Raw genomic sequence first — 20,855 nt, forward strand, 5'->3', positions numbered from 1 at the left:
TGGGCCGCTCCCAAGGCGAATACCGCAGTGCGTAGCACGGAGGTTGCCTTATGACCGTGACAGCCTCCACCGTTCATGAGCTGATCGAGCTGCAGGCGGCGGCGCAGCCGCAGGCGGTGTATGCGCTTGCCACCGAGGGTGCGTGCAGCATCGGCTTCGGCGAGCTCGCGCGCGGCTGCCGCACGGTGGCGGCGGTGCTGCACGCGCATGGCGCGCGGCCGGGCGACACGGTGTCGGTGGTCATGCCCAATGGGCTGCAGACGCTGCGCGTGCTGCTCGGCGCGATGCACGGCGGCCTGTGCGTGAATCCGGTCAACCTGCTGTCGCAGCCCGAGCAGATGCGCTACGTGCTCGCGCATTCGGATTGCCGCGTGGTGTGCGTCGCGCCCGAATGGGAAGCACCCGTGCGCGCGATGCTCGAAGGCATCGGCCGGCCGGTCGAGGTGCTGGTGGCCGGCCCCGATGCCGATGCCCTGCCGGGCGAGGCGCAGGCGGCGCCCTTGCATGAGGTTGCGCCCCCCGCCGCCGGCGACGTGGCCCTCCTGATGTACACCTCCGGTACCACCGGCATGCCCAAGGGCGTGATGCTCACGCAAGCCAACCTCGCGGCCAACGCGCATGCGATCAGCGCCGAGCACGCGCTGCAGCCCACCGACCGCGTGCTGGCCGTGCTGCCGCTCTATCACATCAACGCCTTCGCCGTGACCATGCTCGCGCCGCTCGCCCATGGCGGCAGCCTCGCGATGCCGCCGAAGTTCTCGGCCGGGCGCTTCTGGGCGCAGGCCTCGGGCACGGGGTGCAGCTGGATCAACGTGGTTCCCACCATGATCTCGTACCTGCTCGAAGGCGATGAGCCGCCGCGCGCGCAGACGACATCGATCCGCTTCTGCCGCTCGGCGTCGGCCGCGCTGCCGCCGGAGCACCACCGTGCCTTCGAACAGAAGTTCGGGATCGGCATCATCGAGACCATGGGGCTCACCGAGACCGCGGCGCCCGCTTTTTCCAACCCGCTCGACCCCGCGCTGCGCAAGCTGGGCTCGGTGGGCCGCGCTTCGGGCTGCGAGGCGCGCGTCATCGATGCCGCGCTGGCCGAGGTGCCCGACGGCAGCACCGGCGAGCTGGCCATCCGCGGCCCCAACGTGATGCGCGGCTACTACAAGAACGACGAAGCCACGCGCGCGGCCTTCACGCCCGACGGCTGGCTGCGCACCGGCGACCTCGGCCACCGCGATGCCGACGGCTTCTTCTTCGTGACCGGCCGCATCAAGGAGCTGATCATCAAGGGCGGCGAGAACATCGCGCCGCGCGAGATCGACGAGGCGCTGCTGCGGCATCCCGCGGTGCTCGAGGCCGCGGCGGTGGGCGTGCCCGACCGCCACTACGGCCAGGAGATCGGCGTGTGCATCGTGCTGCGCGACGGCTGCGCCTGCACCGAAGACGAGCTGCGCGCCTTCTGCGCCGAGGTGCTCGGCCGCTACAAGGCGCCGGGCCACTACCGCTTCGTGGCGGACCTGCCGCGCGGGCCTTCCGGAAAGGTGCAGCGCCTGAAGCTGCTGCCGCTGTTCGAAGCATGAGCCGCCGCCCGGCCGTTCCGAAGACGGCTCGCACCGCAGCGCGCAGCGCGGAGGTCATTCGGTGACGCCGGCGGAACTGCTGGTGCCGCCGCTGGCGCCGGCGCTGCTCGCCTACAGCCTGTGCGTGGTGTTCGCGGCCGGTGTGGTGCGCGGCTTCGCGGGCTTCGGCTTCTCGGCTGTCACGGTGGCGGGGCTCTCGCTGGTGGTGTCGCCCGCGCTCGTGGTGCCGGCCATCTTCATGCTCGAGATCCTTGCAAGCCTGAGCCAGCTGCGCGGCATTGCGCGCGACGTCGACCTGCCCTGGCTGGGCTGGCTGATGCTGGGCAACCTGCTGTTCATTCCGCTCGGCGTCGCGTTGCTGGCCTGGCTGCCCGAAACGCCGCTGCGCCTGCTGATCGGCGCGCTGCTGATGGCCGCCGCGCTGCTGCTGCGTGCGGGCACGCGGGCCACGCTCGTGCCCACGCGCGCGGTGCGCTTCGCGGCCGGGCTGGTCTCGGGCTTCATCAACGGCGTGGCGGCCATCGGCGGCATTGCCATTGCGGTGCTGCTGAGCACCACCGCCATGGCGCCGGCCGCCCTGCGCGCGACCATGATTGCGCTGCTGCTCTTCAGCGACGTGGTGTCGCTCGCCAGCGCCGCGCTCATGCCCGCGGCCGCGCAGGCCTCGGGCCATCTGCTCGGGGCCGGCACGCTGAAGTGGGCGCTGTGGCTCGCGCCCGCGATGCTGGCCGGCATCTGGTGGGGCCAGCGCTCGTTCAAGGGCGTGTCGCCCGCGCAGTTCCGCCGGCATGTGCTGAACCTGCTGGTGGCACTGGCGGCGGTGAGCGTGGCGCGCTCGGTGGTCTCGCTGGCAATGGCCTGACCGGCAAGGGCGCCCCGCCCTGGCTATGCTGCGCGCGACATGCCCACTTCTTCTTCGCGGGCAGCCGTGGCCGCCGCTGCTGCAGTGGCGCTGACGCGGCGCGCTGGCGGCCAACGGCCCGGGCTCAGAGCAGCGTGCCCATGCGCTGCGCGGCGGCCTTGAGCGCATCGATGCGCTTCACCGCCTCTTCCATCGACATGCGCGCCGTCGGCGCATGCACCGCGAGCGCCGCGCGCACCTGCCCGGCCGCGTCGCGCACCGGCACCGCCACGGCCACCAACCCCGCGATGAATTCCTCGCAGTCGCGCGAATAGCCGCGCCTGGCGATCGCATCGCACTCGGCGCGCAGCGCATCGGCCTTGACGAGCGTGTTGGCCGTCATGCGCGCGAGCGGCAGCCGGTCGATGAGCGCATCGCGCTCCTTCTTCGGCATCTGCGCCAGGAACAGCTTGCCGCTCGCGGTGCAGTGCAGCGGCACGTGCGAGCCCACGTCGAGCGTGAGCCGCAGCGGCCACTGCGCCTCCACGCGGTCGAGGTACAGCACCTGGGCGCCGTCGAGCGTGGTGAGGTTGCAGGTCTCGCCGACCTGCCGCACGAGTTCGGACAGCACCTCATGACGCAGGCCACGCACCGTGCCGTGGTTCAGGGTGTCGAAGGCCAGCTTGCGCAGCGCGGGGCCGACGCTGAACGAACGCTCGTCCACGTCGCGCGCCAGGAAGCCGGTGGCCAGCAGCTGGGTACAGATGCGGTGCGCCGTGCCCTTGGGCAGCCCCAGCTGCGCGGCCAGCTCGGCCAGCGTGAGCGCGCGGCCTTCGCTGGCCAGCAAGGCCAGCAGGCGAAGGCTGCGCTCGGCCGACGAGCCGGAGGCGGACTCCTCCGCGGCGGGCACGGAAAGCGAGGGCGAAGACACGGCGGCTGCGGGGCGCGCGGGACGTGGCATGCGGGTAAACCTTAAAAATGGAACATTGCGTTCCGAAAATCAATGACCTAGGATGCAAGCAAGCGAAGCGATTGTTCCACTCCCCGGGTGCCATGCATGCGTGATGAAGAGTTCGACTACATCGTCGTCGGCGCCGGTTCGGCCGGCTGCGTGCTGGCCGGCCGGCTGAGCGAAGACCCGGCCACGCGCGTGCTGCTGCTCGAGGCGGGGCCGGTGGACAGGTCGCTCTGGATCCACCTGCCCATCGGCTACGGCAAGACGATGTGGAGCTCCACCTACAACTGGCGCTTCGAGACCGACCCCGACCCGAACATGAACGGCCGGCGCATCTACTGGCCCCGGGGCAAGACGCTGGGCGGCTCGAGCTCGATCAACGGGCTGATCTACATCCGCGGCCAGCGCGAGGACTACGACCACTGGGCCGCGCTCGGCAATGCGGGCTGGAGCTACGACGAGGTGCTGCCCTACTTCATCCGCTCCGAGGGCAACCAGCGCGGTGCGAACGCCTTCCATGGCGGCAACGGGCCGCTGAAGGTGTCGGACATCGCGGCGAAGCACGAACTCATCGAGGCCTTCATCGACGGCGCGCAGCAGATCGGCGTGCCGCGCACCGACGACTTCAATGGCGCCGCGCAGGAAGGCGCGGGCTACTACCAGCTCACCACGCACAAGGGCTGGCGCTGCAGCACGGCCAAGGCCTACCTGGTGCCGGCGCGCCACCGGCCCAACCTGCGCATCGAGACGGACGCGCTGGCCAGTCGGCTGGTGTTCGACGGCCGGCGCGCCGTGGGCGTGAGCTACCGCCAGGGCGGCGAGATGAAGACCGCGCGCTGCCGCGCCGAGGTGCTGCTTTCGGCCGGCTCGATCCAGTCGCCGCAGCTGCTGCAGCTCTCGGGCATCGGCCCGCGCGCGCTGCTCGAACGCATGGGCATCCCGGCGGTTCACGAACTGCCCGGCGTGGGCGAAAACCTGCAGGACCACCTGCAGATCCGGCTCGGCTACGAGTGCAGCAAGCCCATCACCACCAACGACCAGCTCAACTCCTGGTTCGGCCAGGCGAGCATGGGCCTGGAATGGCTGATGCGCCGCACCGGCCCGCTCGCGGTGGGCATCAACCAGGGCGGCTGCTTCATGCGCGCGCTGAAGGACGACAGCGGCCGGCCGGTGGCCGCCACGCCCGACATCCAGTTCCACGTGGCCACGCTCTCGGCCGACATGGCGGGCGGCAAGGTGCATCCGTATTCGGGCTTCACGATGTCGGTGTGCCAGCTGCGGCCCGAGTCGCGCGGGCATGTGCGCATCCGTTCGCTCGACGCGGCCGAGCCACCCGAGATGCAGCCCAACTACCTGGCCACCGAGCTCGACCGCGCCACCACCGTGGCCGGCGTGAAGGCGGCGCGCGCCATTGCCGAGGCGCCCGCGATGCGGCCCTATGTGAAGCGCGAGGTCAAGCCCGGCCCCGAGGCCGCGAGCGACGCCGACCTGCTGGAGTTCTGCCGCAACAACGGCGCCACCATCTTCCACCCCACGGGCACCTGTCGCATGGGCAGCGACCCGCTCGCGGTGGTCGATGCGCGCCTGCGCGTGCATGGGGTGGCCGGGCTGCGCGTGATCGACTGCTCGGCCATGCCCACGCTGGTGTCGGGCAACACCAACGCACCGGCCGTGATGATGGCCGAGAAGGCCGTCGACATGATCAGGGAGGACGTGAGGGCGGCAGCCGCCGCGACAACCACATCGGAGACAACGACATGAGCAGCACAAGCGACGAGAAAGCGATTCGCAGGGTGGTGGCTTCGGCCCTGGTGGGCGCCACCATCGAGTGGTACGACTTCTTCCTGTACGGCGTGGTGGCCGGCATCGTGTTCAACAAGCTCTACTTCCCGGGCAGCGACCCGGTGGTGTCGACCTTGCTGGCCTACACCACCTTCGCGGTGGGCTTTGTCACGCGGCCGCTGGGCGGCGTGATCTTCGGCCACTTCGGCGACAAGATCGGCCGCAAGAGCATGCTGATCATCACGCTGATGATCATGGGCGTGGCCACCTTCCTGATCGGCCTGGTGCCCACCTATGCGCAGATCGGCATCGCGGCGCCCTTGCTGCTGCTTCTGCTTCGCGTGGCGCAGGGCATTGGCCTGGGTGGCGAATGGGGCGGCGCGGTGCTGATGGCCTACGAATACGCGCCGAAGGGCAAGCGCGGCTTCTATGCATCGCTGCCGCAGATCGGGCTGGCGATCGGCCTGTGCATGGCCTCGGGCGTGGTGGCGCTCCTGTCGTGGCTGCTGACCGACGAGCAGTTTCTCTCCTGGGGCTGGCGCATCGCATTCCTGATTTCCGGCGTGATGGTGGGCGTGGGCATGTACATCCGGCTCCACGTGCAGGAAACGCCGGAGTTCGCGGCCGTGAAGGCGCGCAACGCCGAGCTGCGCATTCCGTTCATGGACATGCTGCGGCGCTACCCCGGCAACGTGCTCAAGGGCATGGGCGCGCGCTACATCGACGGGGTGTTCTTCAACATCTTCGGCGTGTTCTCCATCAACTACCTGACCGGCACCCTCAAGATCAGCCGCACCGATGCGCTGCTGGGCGTGATGGCCGCGGCCGTGGTGATGATCTTCTTCATTCCCTTCTTCGGCCGCCTGTCCGACCGGATGGGGCGCGGCAAGGTCTACATGTGGGGTTCGCTGATCACCGCGGTGTCGGCGTTCCCGGGCTTCTGGCTCATGACGCACAGCGGCGGCAGCGTGCTGCTGGTGTGGCTCGCGATCATCATCCCGTTCGGCATCCTGTATGCCTCGGTGTACGGGCCGGAGGCGGCGCTGTTCTGCGACCTGTTCGACGCCAAGGTGCGCTACACCGGTATCTCCTTCGTCTACCAGTTCTCGGGCATCTTCGCCTCGGGCATCACGCCGATCATCGCGACCGCGCTGCTCAAGTCGGGCGGCGGCCAGCCGTGGCAGATCTGCATGTATGTGCTGTTCGCGGGCGTGGTGTCCGCCGCGTGCGCCTGGATGATCGGGCGGTCCGCGTCGCCGGCCGATGCACCGGTGGCGGTGGCCTCGCGCTGAGCTTGTCTTGATTCCTCAGGAGCTTCTGCCCATGGCGAGCGCGCGCACCACGGCCGCGGTGCGCGTCTCGACGCCCAGCTTCACGTAGACATGCTCCAGGTGCTTGTGGACGGTGCGCGGGCTGATCTCCAGCAGGGCGGCGATCTCGGCGTCGGTCTTGCCGCGCGAGAGCCAGTGCATGACATCGCCCTCGCGGGGCGTGAGGCCGGCCAGCGGCGGCTCGGGCAGCGGCGGCGCGGCGCCGCAGGCCAGCCGGTACAGGAAGGCCACCGCCACCGCATGCTCCAGCCCCATGCGCCGGTAGTAGTCGGCCTGCAGCGCGGCGCGGCGGAGCTCGCGCCGGCCCGGCGCTTTCGTTGCGATGCGGCGGGTTGCGCGCGGGCCATGGCTGCCGGCGCCGTGGTAACGCATGGGCGAGCACCCGGACTCCAATTGCTCCAGCAGGCGAAGCGCGCCTGCACGGTCGCTGTGTGTCAGATACGCCATGGCATGCCCCTTTCACGGTGCATACGCATTGCTGCGTATGGCGCCCGCACGCATCGAGACGCAGGATGCTTGCAGGCCCTTGGCCGCGACCCAGTATAGGCACGCAAGGGCGCGCAGATCGCCTGCCGGCGAAGGGGATACACATGGCCATCGATGAAACACCCCCTGACGCGTCCAGGGGTAGCCTCGAGCCAGCCCCCTTCCACCGGCCCGGTCTTCGAAACACGTCCGTAAGGACATTCCAGGAGCCACCATGTCACGCCAATACATCGACTGCCGCGAGTTTCCAAGCACGATGAACTGCAGTGTCGCGCTCTCTGCCGACACCGAGGGCGAGCTGCTCGAAGCCGCCGTCCAGCATGCCGTGGCCGTCCACGGCCATACCGACACGCCGGAGTTTCGCAAGCAACTGGCGGGCATGTTCAAGACCGGCACGCCGCCGCTGGAAGCTCCGGCCGCGCAGAAGGTGCCTGCCTGACGCCCCTGCGGGGTCTCGGCCGCCGTTTCCGCGCGGCGATGAATACCTTCGGGTGCTTTCGATGAGCACCCGTCGATGAAGTCCGGGCCACCCGGTCGAGCGTTGCGCTGCCTGCCAAGCGCGCTTTCCGAAGTCGCGCTATGGTTCGCTGCCACCCACGGCGAACCAGAAGAAAGGCGGGGCCCATGATCGATCTCAACATCAACGGCCAGTCCGTTGCCCTCGACGCGCCGGAAGACATGCCCCTGCTCTGGGCATTGCGCGACATCGTCGGCCTCACCGGCACCAAGTTCGGTTGCGGCATTGCGCAGTGCGGCGCCTGCACCGTGCACCTCGACGGCCAGCCCGTGCGTTCATGCGTGCTGCCGGTCGGCTCGATCGGCAAGAAGGCCGTCACCACCATCGAGGCCGTCTCGCAGACCCCCGCGGGCAAGAGCATCCAGAAGGCCTGGCTCGACGTCGATGTCGTGCAATGCGGCTACTGCCAATCGGGACAGATCATGTCGGCGGCCGCGCTGATCCAGCGCACGCCCCACCCGAGCGACGCCGACATCGACCTGGCCATGGCGGGCAACGTCTGCCGGTGCTGTACCTACTCGCGGATCCGCGCGGCCATCAAGCAGGCCGCCACCGGCAAGGCCGAAGTGCTGCAGTCGGTAGTCGCGATGCCGGCAAGGAGCGCATCGTGAAGCCCGCCGCAGGCATCAGCCGGCGCAGCGCCCTGCAGGCCGGTGGCCTGGCGCTGGCCTTCACCTGGGTCGGCGGCAGCAAGGTCTTCGCGGCGATCAGCCCCCGGCAGCAAGCTGCCGATGCGGCCGCCGCGCTCGCGGACGGCAACCCCGCGTTCGCGCCGAATGCCTTCATCCGCATCGATGCCGACGGCGCCGTGCGCCTCGTGATGCCGATGGCCGAGATGGGCCAGGCGATCTACACCGGCTCGGCAATGCTGCTGGCCGAGGAACTCGGCGTCGAGCTCGACCAGGTGCGCGTGGAGCATTCGCCGCCGAACGAGGCGCTCTACGGCATGCCGCTGCTCGGCGGCCAGATCACCGGCGGCTCGACCAGCACGCGCGGCACCTACGGCGTGCTGCGCGAGGCGGGCGCCGTGGCGCGCACGCTGCTGGTGAGCGCCGCTGCAGAGCAGTGGAAGGTCGACCCTGCGAGCTGTGCGGTCGCGCGCGGCGTGGTGAGCCATGCGACATCCAACCGGCAGCTCGGCTTCGGCGCGCTGGCCGGCGCCGCCGCCAAATTGCCGATGCCGGCGAAGGTGACGCTGAAGGAGCCGAAGGATTTCAAGCTGATCGGCCAGCCGCTGCGGCGGGTCGATTCGGCCGGCAAGGTCGACGGCACGACGCAGTTCGGCATCGACGTGCGCCTGCCGGGCATGAAGGTGGCGACGGTCAGGGCCTGCCCCACGCTCGGAGGCGTGCTGGCCTCGGTGGACGACAAGGCAGCGCGGGCGATTCCCGGCGTGATCGACGTGCTGCGCATCAAGGACGCGGTGGCCGTGGTGGGCGAGCATTTCTGGGCCGCGAAGCGCGGCCTCGATGCATTGAACATCCAGTGGACGCCGGGCCAGAACGCCGCGCTCACCACGCAGCAGCTGCGCGCGGCGCTGGCCAATGCGCTGGCGAAGGACAAGGCCATCGTCGGCAAGGAAACCGGCAAGCGGCCCGAGGGCACGCTGGTGCAGGCCACCTACGACCTGCCGATGCTGGCCCACGCGACCATGGAGCCGCTCAACACCACGGTGCACGTGCGGCCCGACCAGTGCGAGATCTGGGTCGGCACGCAGGTGCCGACGCGCTGCGTGAGCGCCGCGGCCAAGATCGCCGGCATTGCCGAAGACAAGGTCGTGCTGCACAACCAGTACCTGGGCGGCGGCTTCGGCCGCCGGCTCGAGACCGATTCGGTCGAGCAGGCCGTGGCCTTCGCGAAACAGGTGCCCTACCCGCTCAAGGTGGTGTGGACGCGCGAGGAAGACATCCGCCACGACATCGTGCGCCCGATGTACCACGACGACATCTCGGCCGTGGTCGATGGCGACGGCCAGATTCTCTGGTTCGGCGACCGCATCGCGGGCGGCACGGTGCTGGGCCGCTGGGCCCCCGCCTTCATGGGCAAGGACGGCATGGACAGCGATTTGATCGAATGCGTCGCCGAACCCTGCTACGACCTGCCGAACCTCAAGGTGGAGTGGGTGCGGCACGACATGCCGGCCGGACTCAACGTCGGCTGGTGGCGCGGCGTGGGTCCGACGCACAACCTCTTCGTGATGGAGAGCTTCATCGACGAGCTGGCGCAACGCGCGAAGAAGGACCCCGTGGCCTACCGGCGCGCCATGCTGAAGAAGAACCCGCGCACGCTCGCGGTGCTCGACCTGGCAGCCAGCAAGATCGGCTGGGGGGCGGGTACGCTGCCGGCGCGCGTCGGGCGTGGGGTGGCCGTGGGCGATGCCTTCGGCAGCCGCGTGTGCGCGATTGTTGAGGCCGAGGTCACGCCGCAGGGCGAGGTTCGCATGCGGCGCGCGGTGGTCGCGGTCGATTGCGGCATTGCAGTGAATGCGGGTTCCATCGAGGCGCAGATCCAGGGCGGGCTGCTGTTCGGGCTGAGCGCGGCGCTCTTCAGCGAGATCACGCTGCGCGAGGGGGCCATCGAGCAGAGCAACTTCCACGACTACCGGATGCTGCGCATCAACGAAGCGCCGCCGGTCGAGGTCCACACCGTCAAGAGCGGCGAAGCGCCCGGCGGGATCGGCGAAGTCGGCACCGCCATCGCCGCGCCGGCGCTGGCCAACGCGATCTTCGCGGCGACGGGCGTGCGACTGCGCGCGCTGCCGGTGAACCGCGCACTGCTGGCGCAGGACAAGGAGGCGCTGAAGAAGAAAATTGCCGGTGCCAAGCCCGCCGGGCCCGGCGCAAGGAGCGCAGCATGAAGCGGCTACTCAACGTGCTGGTGGCGGTGTTCGTCGTGGGCGTGGCGCTGTATTTCTTCCTGAACCGCACCGACAAGTCCGAAGGCGAAGCGCCGGTGCTGGCCGGTGCGCCCGGCAATGCGGCGCTGCTCGTGCGCGGCGAATACCTCACCAAGGCGGCCGACTGCGTCGCGTGCCACACGGTGCCCGGCAAGGGACAGCCCTTCGCCGGCGGCCTGCCCTTCGTGCTGCCTTTCGGCACGATCTACTCGTCGAACATCACCGCGGACCCCGAAACGGGCATCGGCAAATGGAGCGACGACGACTTCGTGCGCGCGCTGCACGACGGCGTGCGCGCGGACGGAAAGCGCCTGTACCCGGCGTTCCCGTACACCTCGTACACCGCGCTGAGCCGCAATGACGTGCTCGCGATCAAGGCCTACCTGTTCAGCCTGCCCAAGGTGAGCCAGCCGAACCGGGAGGCCGACCTGGGCTTCCCGTTCAACCAGCGCTGGGCGATGGGCTTCTGGAACGCGGCCTTCTTCAAGAGCAGCCGCTTCGAGGCCGATGCGTCGAAGCCGCCCGCGTGGAACCAGGGCAAGTACCTCGCCACGGCGCTCGGCCACTGCGCGGAATGCCATACGCCGCGCAACTTCGCCTTCGCGATGGATGCGGGCAACAACCTTGCGGGCGAATCGATCCAGGGCTGGCGCGCCTACAACATCACCTCGGATGCGAAGCACGGCATCGGCGCCTGGAGCGATGCCGAGATTGCCTCGTACCTGACGACCGGCCACGCGGAGGGCCGCGGCTCGGCCTCGGGGCCGATGGGCGAGGCGGTGGAGCACAGCCTGCAGTACCTGAAGCCGGAAGACGCCTCGGCGCTCGTGAGCTATCTGCGCACGGTGCCCGCGAAGGCCGGAAAGAATCCGATCGAAGTCGATGCGAAGGCGCCGTGGGCCCTGGCCGCGAGCGCGGCAGCGCCCGCCGCCAACACGGCCGAAGGCCACGAGCAGGGGCTCAGGCTCTTCGCGGCGGCGTGCGCGAGCTGCCACCAGTGGAACGGACAAGGCCAGCAGAGCGCCAACGCGTCGCTGCTGGGGGCGCGCGGCGTGAACGACCCGGACGGCTCCAACGTCACGCAGATGATCCTGCAGGGCGTGAAGATGCGCGTGCGCGGCGACGAGGTCTACATGCCGGCGTTCGGCAAGGCCTACACGGACACCGAGGTCGCGGCGCTCGCCAACTACGTCATTGCGCAGTTCGGGAACAAGCAGGGCACGGTGACCCCGGAGTTCGTGGCGAAACAGCGCGCACGCTGAAGAGGCGAAACGGGGGGATGCCCCTACGGCCTGCGGCCCCTCCCCCGATGCTGGAACAATGCGTCCACCATGGACGGCCTCGATCTCATCAAAACATTCCGTGAAGTCGCGTTCCGGCGCAGCTTCTCCCGCGCGGCGATTTCGCTGGGCATGTCGAAAGCCACGGTCAGCCGTTACGTGGCGGAGCTCGAAACCCGCAGCGGCGTGCGCCTGCTGAACCGCTCCACGCGTTCGCTGAGCCTGACGGATGCCGGGCAGGTGCTGCTCGACCGCAGCACCGAGCTGGTGGCCATGGCCGAGAACACGCTGAACGACCTGCAGGCCCATGGCTCGCACCCGCAGGGGCGGCTGCGCATGAGCGCACCGCACGGGCTGATCTGCGGCTGGCTCTCGGACGTGATCGCCGATTTCATCAAGCGCTACCCGGACGTGTACGTGAGCCTGGTGTTCACCAACGACGACCTTGACCTGATCGAGGAAGGCATCGACATCCACCTGACCGGCGGGCGCATCGACGACATGAACCTGATCGTGCGCCGGCTGGTGCAGTTCGACATGGTGGTCTGCGCCACGCCGGCCTACTGGGCCCAGCGCGGCATGCCGCAGACGCCCGAGGAGCTGGGCCGGCACGATGTGCTGAGCTACTCGGCGAAGCCGACCACCCACCTGCCCTTCGAGACCGACGGCAAGCCGTACGACGTGCCCGTGCACAGCCGCATGGAAGCCAACGACGCCGTGGCCCTGATCGAGCTGGCGCTGCGCGGCGTGGGCGTGGCCTACGTGCCCGAGCCGCTGGCGCAGTCGCACCTGGAGCGCGGCGCGCTGGTGCCGGTGCTGCGCGAGCACATGCCGCGCGAGCACTGGCTGTACGCGGCATATTCGCAGCGCCGCCACAACAGCGCCGCAATGCGCGCGATGCTGGACTTCCTGGAGCAGTCGATGGGCGCCGCGGGCGAGCTGCCCGTCATGCCGGCGATGCCGCCGCTGCCGCGCGTGGTGCCGCCTACATTCGCCCTTTCCAGGGAACAAGACGCCGCTCGAGCCACCGCATCAGCAGGTCGAACAGATAGGCCACCACCCCGATGACGATGATGCCCATGATGACGATGTCGGTGCGCAGGAAGTTCGACGCGTTCAGCACCATCTGGCCCAGGCCCATGTTGGCCGCCACCATCTCGGCCGCCACCAGCGTGGTCCAGCCGAAGCCGATGGCGATGCGCATGCCCACCAGAATGTCGGGCAGGGCCGAGGGCAATATGACGTGCCGGATCACCTGCATATAGCTCGCGCCCATCGAATACGCGGCATTGATCTGCTCCTGCGACGCGCTGCGCATGCCCGAGCGCGCGGCCAGCGCCAGCGGCGCGAAGCAGCTCAGGAAGATCAGCAGCACCTTCGGCAGCTCGTCGATGCCGAACCAGATGATGATCAGCGGCAGGTAGGCCAGCGGCGGCAGCGGTCGGTAGAACTCCAGCGGCGGATCGAAGATGCCGCGCCAGAAGCGGCTCATGCCCATCGCAATGCCCACCGGAATGGCCGTGATGCAGGCCAGCAGGAAGGCCGAGAAGACCCGGAACATGCTCGCGAGGAAGTGCTGCCATAGCGGCTTGTCGTTGGCCTGGCCCGTGAGGTATTCGTAGAACTGCTGGAACACCGCCTGCGGCGTCGGCAGGAACAGCGGCTTGACCCAGCCCATGTTGGTCACGAGGAACCACAGCGCGACCAGCGCCACCACCGTGACCACGCTGATGGTCAGGCTCGAGCCCTCGCCCGGCACCTTGAAGGCGCTGGTCTTGAGCTTGGCGCCGGCCGCCACCGGCGGCGGCGCGGCGGGCTTGGAAGGAGGTGTCATGGCGACAGGCGTTGCAATGGTGGCCTCAGGCATGGGCAGCCTCGCGATGATGGATGATCGAAAGAACCTCTTCGCGCATGCGGATGAATTCGGGTTCCGACTTCACCTTGCGCGAGTCGCCATGCGACAGGAACTGGCGCGAGAACGGAACCTCGTCGTACACGTGCGAAATGCGCCCCGGGCTCGGGCTCATCACGATCAGCCGCGTGGCCAGGAACAGTGCCTCCTCGACCGAGTGGGTGATGAAGAACACCATCTTGTTCGACTTGGACCAGGCCTTGAGCAGGATCTCCTGCACCTGCTCGCGCGTGAACGCGTCGAGCGCGCCCATGGGCTCGTCCATGAGCAGCACGGCCGGGTCGCTGGCCAGCGCGCGTGCAATGCCCACGCGCTGCTGCATGCCGCCCGAGAGTTCGTACACCGCGCGGTCCGCGTACTGCTGCAGGCCAACGAGCCCAAGCTTCTCTTCCGCGATGCGGTCGCGCTCGGCCTTGCCTGTGCCGGCCAGGCGCAGGCCCAGCGCCACGTTGTCGCGCACGTTGAGCCAGGGCATCAGCGCATGCTTCTGGAACACCACGCCGCGGTCGGCGCCGGGGCCGACCACGGGCTTGCCGTCGAGCAGGATGTCGCCGGTGGAAGGCGGCAGGAAGCCGGCAATGCTGTTGAGCAGCGTGGTCTTGCCGCAGCCCGAGGCGCCGAGCGCCACCACGAAGTCGCCGTCGCGCATCGTGAGGTTCACCGGGGCCAGCGCCTGCAGCGTGCCGCCCTTGACGGCGTAGTTGACCGTGAGGTCGCGGATGTCGAGCGTGGGCATGCGGCCTACTTCCCCATGGCTTTCTCGACATAGGCCGTGGTCACGAAGGCGCTGTAGTCGGGCTTGACCTCCTGCACCCGGCCCTGCTCCTTCAGGAACGCCGCCGTGCCCGCCATCGCCTTGGCCGCGCCGCCGCCCAGCCACGTGGGCGAGACCTGCTCGGCCATGGTCGGGAAGGTGTAGAGCGCCATTGCGGCCGACACGTCCTTCGGATCGGCCTTGGTCCACTTGGCCATGGCCTTGGTCTGCGGCGAATCGGGCGTCCAGCTCTTGCCGGTGGCCTTGTATTCCTCGTTCGCGCGGTTGAGCGCCTTCACGAAGGCGATCATGAACGGCTCGTTGGCGGCAGCCCACTTGGCATTGACCACGATGCCCTCGAACGTGGGCGCACCCCGCTTGCCGATACTGCCCGAGGTGGCGATGGTCTTGCCCGTGCCCTTGATCCTGGAAAGCACCGGGTCCCAGATGAAGGTGGCGTCGATGTCGCCGCGCTCCCAGGCCGCCGCGATCTCGGGCGGGCGCATGTTCATCACGTTGACGCTCTTGGGGTCGACGCCGTCCATCTTCATGCCGGCCATGAGCTGGTAGTGCGCGGTCGAGACGAAGGGCGTGGCCACCTTCTTGCCGGCCAGGTCCTTCATGCTGTTGATGCCCGACGCGTTGCGCGCAACCAGCGCCTCGGCGTTGGCGATGTCGGCCGAGATCCAGAACAGCTTGATGTCCTGCCCCTGGCTGGCCGCGGCCGTGAGCGGGCTGGACCCGGTTTCGCCCATCTGCACGTCGCCCGACGCCATGGCCCGGATCACGTCGCCGCCGCCGGAAAACATGCGCCAGTTGATCTTGTAGCCCGTGGCTTTTTCGACCTCGCCGGATTCCATGACGAGGCGCAGGGGGACCAGCATGTCCTGGTGGGCGAAGGTGAGTTCCTTGGCTTGCTGTGCGAGCGCGGCGCCGCTGCTCATCATCAGCATCGCGGCGGCTGCGAGCGCTGCGCGTTTCAGGGAAAGACGTCGGGGCATGGTCATCTGTTTTCTCCTGGTGGTGAGTCTGGGCGGACTTTGCACCTGTTGGGTCTTTGCAGAAAGTACCAGCGCTGTGGGGGGTATGGAGCCAGCTTGTCGGTGAATACCCTTGTTCTGGTGCGATGCCTGTTGGGTGTGCACGGGGGCGGTGCGTTTTTTGGGGGCGAGACCCGGCCCCCGGAACACAAAAAAACTCAATGCGCCCTCACCTCCCCCCGAGCCAACGCCAATTCCCCGACAGCCATCCCCAAAGCCTGAATCCCCAAAGGAATCTGCGAAGCCGCAATGGACGACAACCGCAGCCGGAAGAACGGACACGGATAGGGCGGTTTCGCAAAGAACACATCCCCCGCTTCGATCAGCACCCCATGGCTGCGCGCCATCAGCGACAGCTCGCCCGCGTCGACCCACGCCGGCGCCCGCACCCAGATCGACGCCCCGCCCTGCGGCAGCGTGAACTCGAACTCGGGAAGATGCTCGCGCAGCGCCTGGGCCGCCAGCGCCAGCCGCTCCTGCATCGCATGGTTCACGCGCCGCGCATGCGACTCGTGGTGCCCCAGCGAAAGGAACAGCGCATACGCATGCTGCAGGAAGGCGCTCGGATGCCGGACCATCGCATGCCGTATGCCGCGCAGCTCCCTGATCAGCGCGCGCGGCGCCACGATGAAGCCCAGCCGCAGCGCGGGCGACAGGCTCTTCGACACCGAGCCCACGTAGATCACGCGCCCGGTCTTGTCCAGGCTCTTGAGCGCCGGCATCGGCGTGCCTTCGTACAGGTTCTCGGCCTCGTAGTCGTCCTCGATGATCACGAAGTCCTGGAGCTCGGCCTTGCGCAGCAGCCACTGCCTGCGCTCCAGGCTCAGCGTGGCGGTGGTCGGGCTCTGGTGCGAAGGCGTCACGAAGAGGTAGTCGGCCGCGGGCAGCGCATCGACCACCAGGCCCTCCTCGTCCACGGCCACCTCGACCCACTTGGGGTTGCGCATCGAGAAGCTGTTGCGCGCATGCGGATGGCCGGGCTCTTCCAGGCCGACGCGGGTGCGCTCGTCGAACAGCGCATCGGCCAGCAGGTAGTACGCGTGCTGCGCGCCGAGCGTCACCAGGATCTCTTCCTTCAGCGCGAACACACCGCGCTTGGGCAGCAGGCGGGTGCGGATCTGCTCGATCAGGTCGGGCACGTCGTCGGTTTCGAAGTCGGGCGTCCAGTGCGGCAGCTGCGATCGCGCCAGGCTGCGCGCGCAGCACTCGCGAAAATCCTCGGTCGGAAAAAGCTGCGGGTCGTAGTTGCCGTAGACAAACGGGAACGGATAGTCGCGCCAGCGGTCGGGCTTCGCAAGCGTGGGCTTGCCCTCCAGTGAACGCAGCACGCGCCCCGACCAGTCGGGCGGCTGGCTGGCCTGGCCGCTGCGGCCCACCAGCGGCTCGGCAAGCGCAGCGGACAGTGGCCGCGCGTTGCGCGCCACGAACACGCCGCTGCGCGGGCGCGCCTCCAGAAAGCCCTCGTCGATCAATTGCAGATAGGCCGAAGTCACCGTGTTGCGGCTCAGCCCCAGCAGCGCCGCAAGCTCGCGCGACGAGGGCATCGAGGCGCCGGGGCTCAGGTGGTCTTCGAGGATGGCCTGCACCACGGCGGCGCGCAGACGGGCCTGCAGCGGCAGGGCGGGCTGGTCGGGTAGCGCGAAGAGCTGCGCCCATTGGGTGGCTCTGGGGTTGGCCATGGTGCGCCGCAGTTTAGGGCAAGCACGGCGTTCTGGCTCGGTCGAATTCCCGCATCTGGCCCTATCGCGCGGGCGGCGGGCTGCCTACGCTTGCGGCATTCAATCCCGGAGCCCCCGCGTGACCGCACAGCCTTCTTCCTCCTCTTCTTCCGTCACCACCGACACCCTGGCCGCGTTCAGCGATGCCTGGAACCGCCACGACATCGACGCGCTGATGGGCTTCATGACCGAGGACTGCATCTTCCAGACCGCCGCCGGCCCCGACGCCTGCGGCACCCGCCACGTGGGCTCCGAGGCGGTGCGCAAGGCCTTCGCGGCGGCATGGCAGGCCGTGCCCGATGCGCAGTGGATCAATGGCCGGCATTTCGTGCACGGCGATTTCGGCACCTCGCAGTGGACCTTCACGGGCACCGCGGCCGACGGCAGCCGCATCGAGACCGACGGCATCGACGTCTTCACCTTCAGGGGCGGAAAGATCCACCTGAAGAACGTGTTCCGCAAGGCCCGCCCCAATCTGCCGGCGGCCCGCTAGGCCCGCCGTTCCGGGAGCCCCGCATCATGACCCTGTCCGGCACCGCTTCTTTCTCCGCCTCGCAACCGCAGCAGCAGCCCGCGAGCCGTCCCTATGACCCGCGCTACGACCCGCTGGTCGCGCCCGACCCCGGCGCTGGCCGCGCCTACGCGCCCACCTGGTGGGTGGCCAGCGCCGGCACGCCGCCCGAGGACGACGGCCCGCTGCTGCGCGACATCGATGTCGACGTGGCCATCATCGGCTCGGGCGCCACCGGCATGTCGACCGCGCTCTACCTGGCACAGGAGCACGGCATCCAGGCCACGGTGCTCGAAGCCAACCAGGCGTCGTGGGGCTGCTCCAGCCGCAGCGGCGGCCAGGGGCAGAACGCCAGCGGCCGGCTCAAGCGCTCGCAGTGGATCCAGCGCTGGGGCCTGGACACCGCCAGACGCCTCGACGCCGAGATCCGCGGCGGCTTCGAGAACTTCAAGCACTTGACGACGCAGATCGACTGCGATGCCTTCGACGGCGGCCATCTCTATCTGGCGCACCGGCCCGAAAAACTCGCGGTGCTCGACGCCGAGGCGCGCGTGATGCGCGAGCAGTTCGGCTACGCCACGCGCATGCTGACGGCCGAAGAGGTGCGGCGCGACTACTGCGACGAGCGCGAGGCGGCCGGCGCCATGTTCGAGCCCGAAGGCGTGGGCATCCATCCGCTGAAGTTCACCTTCGGCCTGATGCGCAAGGCTCGTGCGCTGGGCGTGAAGGTGCACACCTCGAGCCCCGTGCAGGGCTGGCAGACCATCGACGGCGTGCACCATCTGCAGACCCCCGGCGGCGTGGTGCGCGCGCGCCGCGTGGCCGTGTGCACCGGCGGCTACACCGGGCAGGCGCTGAGCCCGCTGCTGAAAAACCGCATCATGCCGATCCTCTCCAACTCGGTGGTCACGCGCCCGCTCACCGAGGCCGAGCTGCAGGCCACCAACTTCAGGTCGCTGACCTTCCTGACCGACACGCGCACGCTGCGCTTCTACTACCGGCTGCTCAAGGGCAACCGGCTGCAGATCGGCAGCCGCAGCTCGGTGAGCGGCGCCGACGCCGAGCACCCGGTGCACCTGAAGCTGCTCACCGATGCCATCGCGCGCAAGTTCCCGCCGCTCGCGGGCATCCGCATCGACTACTCGTGGTGGGGCTGGGTCGACATGAGCCACGACATGATGCCGCGCATCACGCAGCCCGAGCCGGACAGGAAGATCTGGTATGCGGTGGGCTATGGCGGCAACGGCGTGTCCTTCTCGACCTGGGCCGGCAAGCGGCTGGCCGAGCGCGTGGCCGGCAAGGACACGGGCAAGGAGGTGTTCGAGCTTCCCATCTACAAGTCTGCGCTGCCCTTTCCCAATGTGCTGGGACTGGTGGAATCGCCCGCCTTCGCGCCGTTCCGGCGCATCGGCCAGCGCATGCTCTACAAGTGGTATTGGCTGCGCGACGAGAAGTAGCGGCGCGTGCGGTGCGCATTCACCGAAGTGGCGCATCGCAACGCTGCACAACGGGGCAAACCCGCGGCTTCTGGCCCTGCAGGTCGCGCACGGCTGGCTCTTCGCGTGCACGGGGCAAGCGCCTATCTTCGAGCACAAGGCCCACGGGCCGAATCCGTCCGCCCGACTTGTGTCGAACTTCCAGAGGTCCCGCCATGCCCCTTCTCCGCCTTGCGCGCCGCGCCACCCTGCTCTGGGCCGCGCTGATGACCGCGAGCAGCCTGCTGCCGCTGCCCGCCTCCGCCGCCGAGGAGCAGCCCAGGCGCGGCGGCACGCTGGTGATCGGCAGCACGCAGACGCCACGGCACCTGAACGGCGCGGTGCAGTCGGGCATTGCCACCGCGCTGCCTTCCACGCAGATCTTCGCGAGCCCGCTGCGCTTCGACGACAAGTGGAACCCGCAGCCCTACCTTGCCGAAACATGGAAGCTGTCGGAGGACGGCAAGTCGCTCACGCTCAAGCTGCGCAAGAACGCGGTGTTCCACGACGGCAAGCCGGTCACCTCGGCCGACGTGGCCTTCTCGATCATGGCCATCAAGGCCAACCATCCGTTCACCACCATGCTCGGCCCGGTCGACAAGGTGGACACGCCCGACCCCTACACCGCCGTCATCCGCATGAGCGTGCCGCACCCGGCCATCGTGCTCGCGATGTCGCCTGCGCTGTGCCCCATTCTTCCCAAGCACATCTACGGCGACGGCCAGGAGCTGAAGAACCATCCGCGCAACACCACCGACGTGGTCGGCTCGGGACCGTTCCGGCTGACCGAGTTCAAGCCGGCGCAGCGCATCGTGCTGGAGCGCAACGACCGCTTCTTCCTGCCCGGCAAGCCGTACCTCGACAAGGTGATCGTCAACGTCACGCCCGACATGGCCAGCCTGGTGCTCGGGCTGGAACGCGGCGACGTGCAGATGCTGCCCTTCGCCACGCTGCCCACCGATCTCAGGCGCTTCGCCAACGACCCGAAGGTGTCGCTCACGCCCAAGGGCTACGACGGCATCGGCGCGCTCAACTGGCTGGCCTTCAACACCGCGAAGAAGCCGCTCTCGGACGTGCAGGTGCGCAAGGCCATTGCCATGGCCATCGACAAGAACTTCATCGCCAAGGCACTGATGGGCGGCTTTGCCACGGTGTCCGACGGACCGCTGGTGGCGAGCAGCCCCTTCGCGGTGCCCGACCTGGTGCGCTATCCGCTCGACCTCAAGAAGGCCGCCGAGCTCCTCGACGCCGCGGGCTACAAGGCCGGCGCCGGCGGCGAGCGTTTCAAGCTCACCATCGACTACCTGCCGGGTGCCGACGACCAGCAGAAGAACGTGGCCGAATACATCCGCGGCCAGCTCAAGAAGGTGGGCATCGCGGTGGAGGTGCGCGCCTCGGCCGACTTCCCGGCCTGGGCCAAGCGGCTGGCCTCGCACGACTTCGACCTGTCGATGGACCTGGTGTTCAACTGGGGCGACCCGATCATCGGCGTGCACCGCACCTACCTGTCGACCAACATCAAGCCCATCATCTGGACCAACACGCAGTCCTATGCCAACCCGAAGGTCGACGAGCTGCTGAACACCGCCGGCAGCCTGGCCGACCCGACCCAGCGCAAGGCCTACTACGCGACCTTCCAGAAGATCGTGACCGACGAGCTGCCGATCGAGTTCATCAACCAGGTGCCCTACCACACCATCGCGAGCAAGAAGGTGGGCAACGTGCCCGCCACCATCTGGGGGCCGCTGTCGCCGCTGGACGAGGTCTACCTCAAGTAAGGCGG

18 protein-coding genes are annotated in these 20,855 nt (G+C 68.7%); 12 read left to right on the forward strand and 6 right to left on the reverse strand.

Annotated features, from left to right (window positions below):
* Positions 1-50: 50 nt before the first annotated feature.
* Both FB547_RS31290 and FB547_RS31295 read left to right on the forward strand, forming a co-directional pair.
* Positions 51-1,574 (forward strand): AMP-binding protein, encoded by a 1,524-nt coding sequence (locus FB547_RS31290; RefSeq protein ID WP_186454313.1) that lies wholly within the window; start codon positions 51-53, stop codon positions 1,572-1,574.
* Between the two features lie 61 nt (positions 1,575-1,635).
* Positions 1,636-2,436, forward strand: coding sequence for a sulfite exporter TauE/SafE family protein (locus tag FB547_RS31295; RefSeq protein WP_145747504.1), 801 nt, complete (start codon positions 1,636-1,638; stop codon positions 2,434-2,436).
* 124 nt (positions 2,437-2,560) lie between these two features.
* Here FB547_RS31295 and FB547_RS31300 read toward each other — a convergent pair whose 3' ends face one another.
* Positions 2,561-3,376: an IclR family transcriptional regulator gene (locus FB547_RS31300; RefSeq protein ID WP_145747505.1), complete on the reverse strand. Its 816-nt coding sequence runs from the start codon at positions 3,374-3,376 to the stop codon at positions 2,561-2,563.
* A 96-nt stretch (positions 3,377-3,472) separates the two neighbouring features.
* Between FB547_RS31300 and FB547_RS31305 the strand changes: the two genes are divergently transcribed.
* On the forward strand, positions 3,473-5,131 hold the full coding sequence (locus tag FB547_RS31305) for a GMC family oxidoreductase (RefSeq protein ID WP_145747506.1): 1,659 nt from the start codon (positions 3,473-3,475) through the stop codon (positions 5,129-5,131).
* Positions 5,128-6,444 carry an MFS transporter gene (locus FB547_RS31310; protein ID WP_145747507.1) on the forward strand — a complete coding sequence of 439 codons (1,317 nt, stop codon included), beginning with the start codon at positions 5,128-5,130 and terminating at the stop codon, positions 6,442-6,444. Before FB547_RS31305 ends, FB547_RS31310 begins: the two co-directional genes overlap by 4 nt.
* Positions 6,445-6,459: 15 nt before the next feature.
* Here FB547_RS31310 and FB547_RS33815 read toward each other — a convergent pair whose 3' ends face one another.
* Positions 6,460-6,930 (reverse strand): helix-turn-helix transcriptional regulator, encoded by a 471-nt coding sequence (locus FB547_RS33815; protein WP_145747508.1) that lies wholly within the window; start codon positions 6,928-6,930, stop codon positions 6,460-6,462.
* Between the two features lie 253 nt (positions 6,931-7,183).
* On the opposite strand from FB547_RS33815, the gene FB547_RS31320 reads away from it, so the two are divergent.
* The 5 genes from FB547_RS31320 to FB547_RS31340 all read left to right on the forward strand — a co-directional run bounded on the left by FB547_RS31320 (position 7,184) and on the right by FB547_RS31340 (position 12,730).
* The gene (locus FB547_RS31320) at positions 7,184-7,408 is read left to right on the forward strand and encodes a DUF1059 domain-containing protein (protein WP_145747509.1); all 225 of its coding nucleotides are present in this window, start codon (positions 7,184-7,186) and stop codon (positions 7,406-7,408) included.
* 185 nt (positions 7,409-7,593) lie between these two features.
* The gene (locus FB547_RS31325; protein ID WP_145747510.1) at positions 7,594-8,097 is read left to right on the forward strand and encodes a (2Fe-2S)-binding protein; all 504 of its coding nucleotides are present in this window, start codon (positions 7,594-7,596) and stop codon (positions 8,095-8,097) included.
* Positions 8,094-10,343, forward strand: a complete 2,250-nt coding sequence (locus FB547_RS31330; RefSeq protein WP_145747511.1) for a xanthine dehydrogenase family protein molybdopterin-binding subunit — start codon at positions 8,094-8,096, stop codon at positions 10,341-10,343. The genes FB547_RS31325 and FB547_RS31330 overlap by 4 nt, the downstream gene beginning before the upstream one ends.
* Positions 10,340-11,644, forward strand: a complete 1,305-nt coding sequence (locus FB547_RS31335) for a c-type cytochrome (RefSeq protein ID WP_145747512.1) — start codon at positions 10,340-10,342, stop codon at positions 11,642-11,644. The genes FB547_RS31330 and FB547_RS31335 overlap by 4 nt, the downstream gene beginning before the upstream one ends.
* 69 nt (positions 11,645-11,713) lie before the next feature.
* Positions 11,714-12,730, forward strand: a complete 1,017-nt coding sequence (locus tag FB547_RS31340) for a LysR family transcriptional regulator (RefSeq protein WP_145747513.1) — start codon at positions 11,714-11,716, stop codon at positions 12,728-12,730.
* Here the strand turns inward: FB547_RS31340 and FB547_RS31345 are convergent.
* From FB547_RS31345 to FB547_RS31360, 4 genes are all read right to left on the reverse strand, one after another.
* Complete coding sequence (locus tag FB547_RS31345) at positions 12,648-13,529, reverse strand: ABC transporter permease subunit (RefSeq protein ID WP_145747514.1); 882 nt, start codon at positions 13,527-13,529, stop codon at positions 12,648-12,650. The two genes, FB547_RS31340 and FB547_RS31345, sit on opposite strands and share 83 nt — an antisense overlap.
* On the reverse strand, positions 13,522-14,310 hold the full coding sequence (locus FB547_RS31350; RefSeq protein ID WP_145747515.1) for a taurine ABC transporter ATP-binding protein: 789 nt from the start codon (positions 14,308-14,310) through the stop codon (positions 13,522-13,524). Before FB547_RS31350 ends, FB547_RS31345 begins: the two co-directional genes overlap by 8 nt.
* 5 nt (positions 14,311-14,315) lie before the next feature.
* Complete coding sequence (tauA, locus tag FB547_RS31355; protein ID WP_145747516.1) at positions 14,316-15,335, reverse strand: taurine ABC transporter substrate-binding protein; 1,020 nt, start codon at positions 15,333-15,335, stop codon at positions 14,316-14,318.
* Positions 15,336-15,526: 191 nt separating this feature from the next.
* Positions 15,527-17,047, reverse strand: a complete 1,521-nt coding sequence (locus tag FB547_RS31360) for a PLP-dependent aminotransferase family protein (protein WP_145747517.1) — start codon at positions 17,045-17,047, stop codon at positions 15,527-15,529.
* Positions 17,048-17,165: 118 nt separating this feature from the next.
* On the opposite strand from FB547_RS31360, the gene FB547_RS31365 reads away from it, so the two are divergent.
* The 3 genes from FB547_RS31365 to FB547_RS31375 all read left to right on the forward strand — a co-directional run bounded on the left by FB547_RS31365 (position 17,166) and on the right by FB547_RS31375 (position 20,850).
* Positions 17,166-17,579, forward strand: a complete 414-nt coding sequence (locus FB547_RS31365) for a nuclear transport factor 2 family protein (RefSeq protein ID WP_145747518.1) — start codon at positions 17,166-17,168, stop codon at positions 17,577-17,579.
* Between the two features lie 26 nt (positions 17,580-17,605).
* Positions 17,606-19,054, forward strand: coding sequence for an NAD(P)/FAD-dependent oxidoreductase (locus FB547_RS31370; protein ID WP_145747519.1), 1,449 nt, complete (start codon positions 17,606-17,608; stop codon positions 19,052-19,054).
* 194 nt (positions 19,055-19,248) lie between these two features.
* Positions 19,249-20,850: an ABC transporter substrate-binding protein gene (locus FB547_RS31375; RefSeq protein ID WP_145747520.1), complete on the forward strand. Its 1,602-nt coding sequence runs from the start codon at positions 19,249-19,251 to the stop codon at positions 20,848-20,850.
* Positions 20,851-20,855 lie beyond the last annotated feature (5 nt).

It is taken from the genome of Variovorax beijingensis, assembly GCF_007828835.1.
GTDB lineage: Bacteria > Pseudomonadota > Gammaproteobacteria > Burkholderiales > Burkholderiaceae_C > Variovorax > Variovorax beijingensis_A.

Excerpts from the sequence above, each read along its gene's own strand:
- FB547_RS31290 (WP_186454313.1), top strand. The coding sequence starts at position 51 with ATGACCGTGACAGCCTCCACCGTTCATGAGCTGATCGAGCTGCAGGCG.
- FB547_RS31300 (WP_145747505.1), bottom strand. The coding sequence starts at position 3,376 with ATGCCACGTCCCGCGCGCCCCGCAGCCGCCGTGTCTTCGCCCTCGCTT.
- FB547_RS31305 (WP_145747506.1), top strand. The coding sequence starts at position 3,473 with ATGCGTGATGAAGAGTTCGACTACATCGTCGTCGGCGCCGGTTCGGCC.
- FB547_RS31310 (WP_145747507.1), top strand. The coding sequence starts at position 5,128 with ATGAGCAGCACAAGCGACGAGAAAGCGATTCGCAGGGTGGTGGCTTCG.
- FB547_RS33815 (WP_145747508.1), bottom strand. The coding sequence starts at position 6,930 with ATGGCGTATCTGACACACAGCGACCGTGCAGGCGCGCTTCGCCTGCTG.
- FB547_RS31320 (WP_145747509.1), top strand. The coding sequence starts at position 7,184 with ATGTCACGCCAATACATCGACTGCCGCGAGTTTCCAAGCACGATGAAC.
- FB547_RS31325 (WP_145747510.1), top strand. The coding sequence starts at position 7,594 with ATGATCGATCTCAACATCAACGGCCAGTCCGTTGCCCTCGACGCGCCG.
- FB547_RS31335 (WP_145747512.1), top strand. The coding sequence starts at position 10,340 with ATGAAGCGGCTACTCAACGTGCTGGTGGCGGTGTTCGTCGTGGGCGTG.
- FB547_RS31340 (WP_145747513.1), top strand. The coding sequence starts at position 11,714 with ATGGACGGCCTCGATCTCATCAAAACATTCCGTGAAGTCGCGTTCCGG.
- FB547_RS31345 (WP_145747514.1), bottom strand. The coding sequence starts at position 13,529 with ATGCCTGAGGCCACCATTGCAACGCCTGTCGCCATGACACCTCCTTCC.
- FB547_RS31350 (WP_145747515.1), bottom strand. The coding sequence starts at position 14,310 with ATGCCCACGCTCGACATCCGCGACCTCACGGTCAACTACGCCGTCAAG.
- tauA (WP_145747516.1), bottom strand. The coding sequence starts at position 15,335 with ATGACCATGCCCCGACGTCTTTCCCTGAAACGCGCAGCGCTCGCAGCC.
- FB547_RS31360 (WP_145747517.1), bottom strand. The coding sequence starts at position 17,047 with ATGGCCAACCCCAGAGCCACCCAATGGGCGCAGCTCTTCGCGCTACCC.
- FB547_RS31370 (WP_145747519.1), top strand. The coding sequence starts at position 17,606 with ATGACCCTGTCCGGCACCGCTTCTTTCTCCGCCTCGCAACCGCAGCAG.
- FB547_RS31375 (WP_145747520.1), top strand. The coding sequence starts at position 19,249 with ATGCCCCTTCTCCGCCTTGCGCGCCGCGCCACCCTGCTCTGGGCCGCG.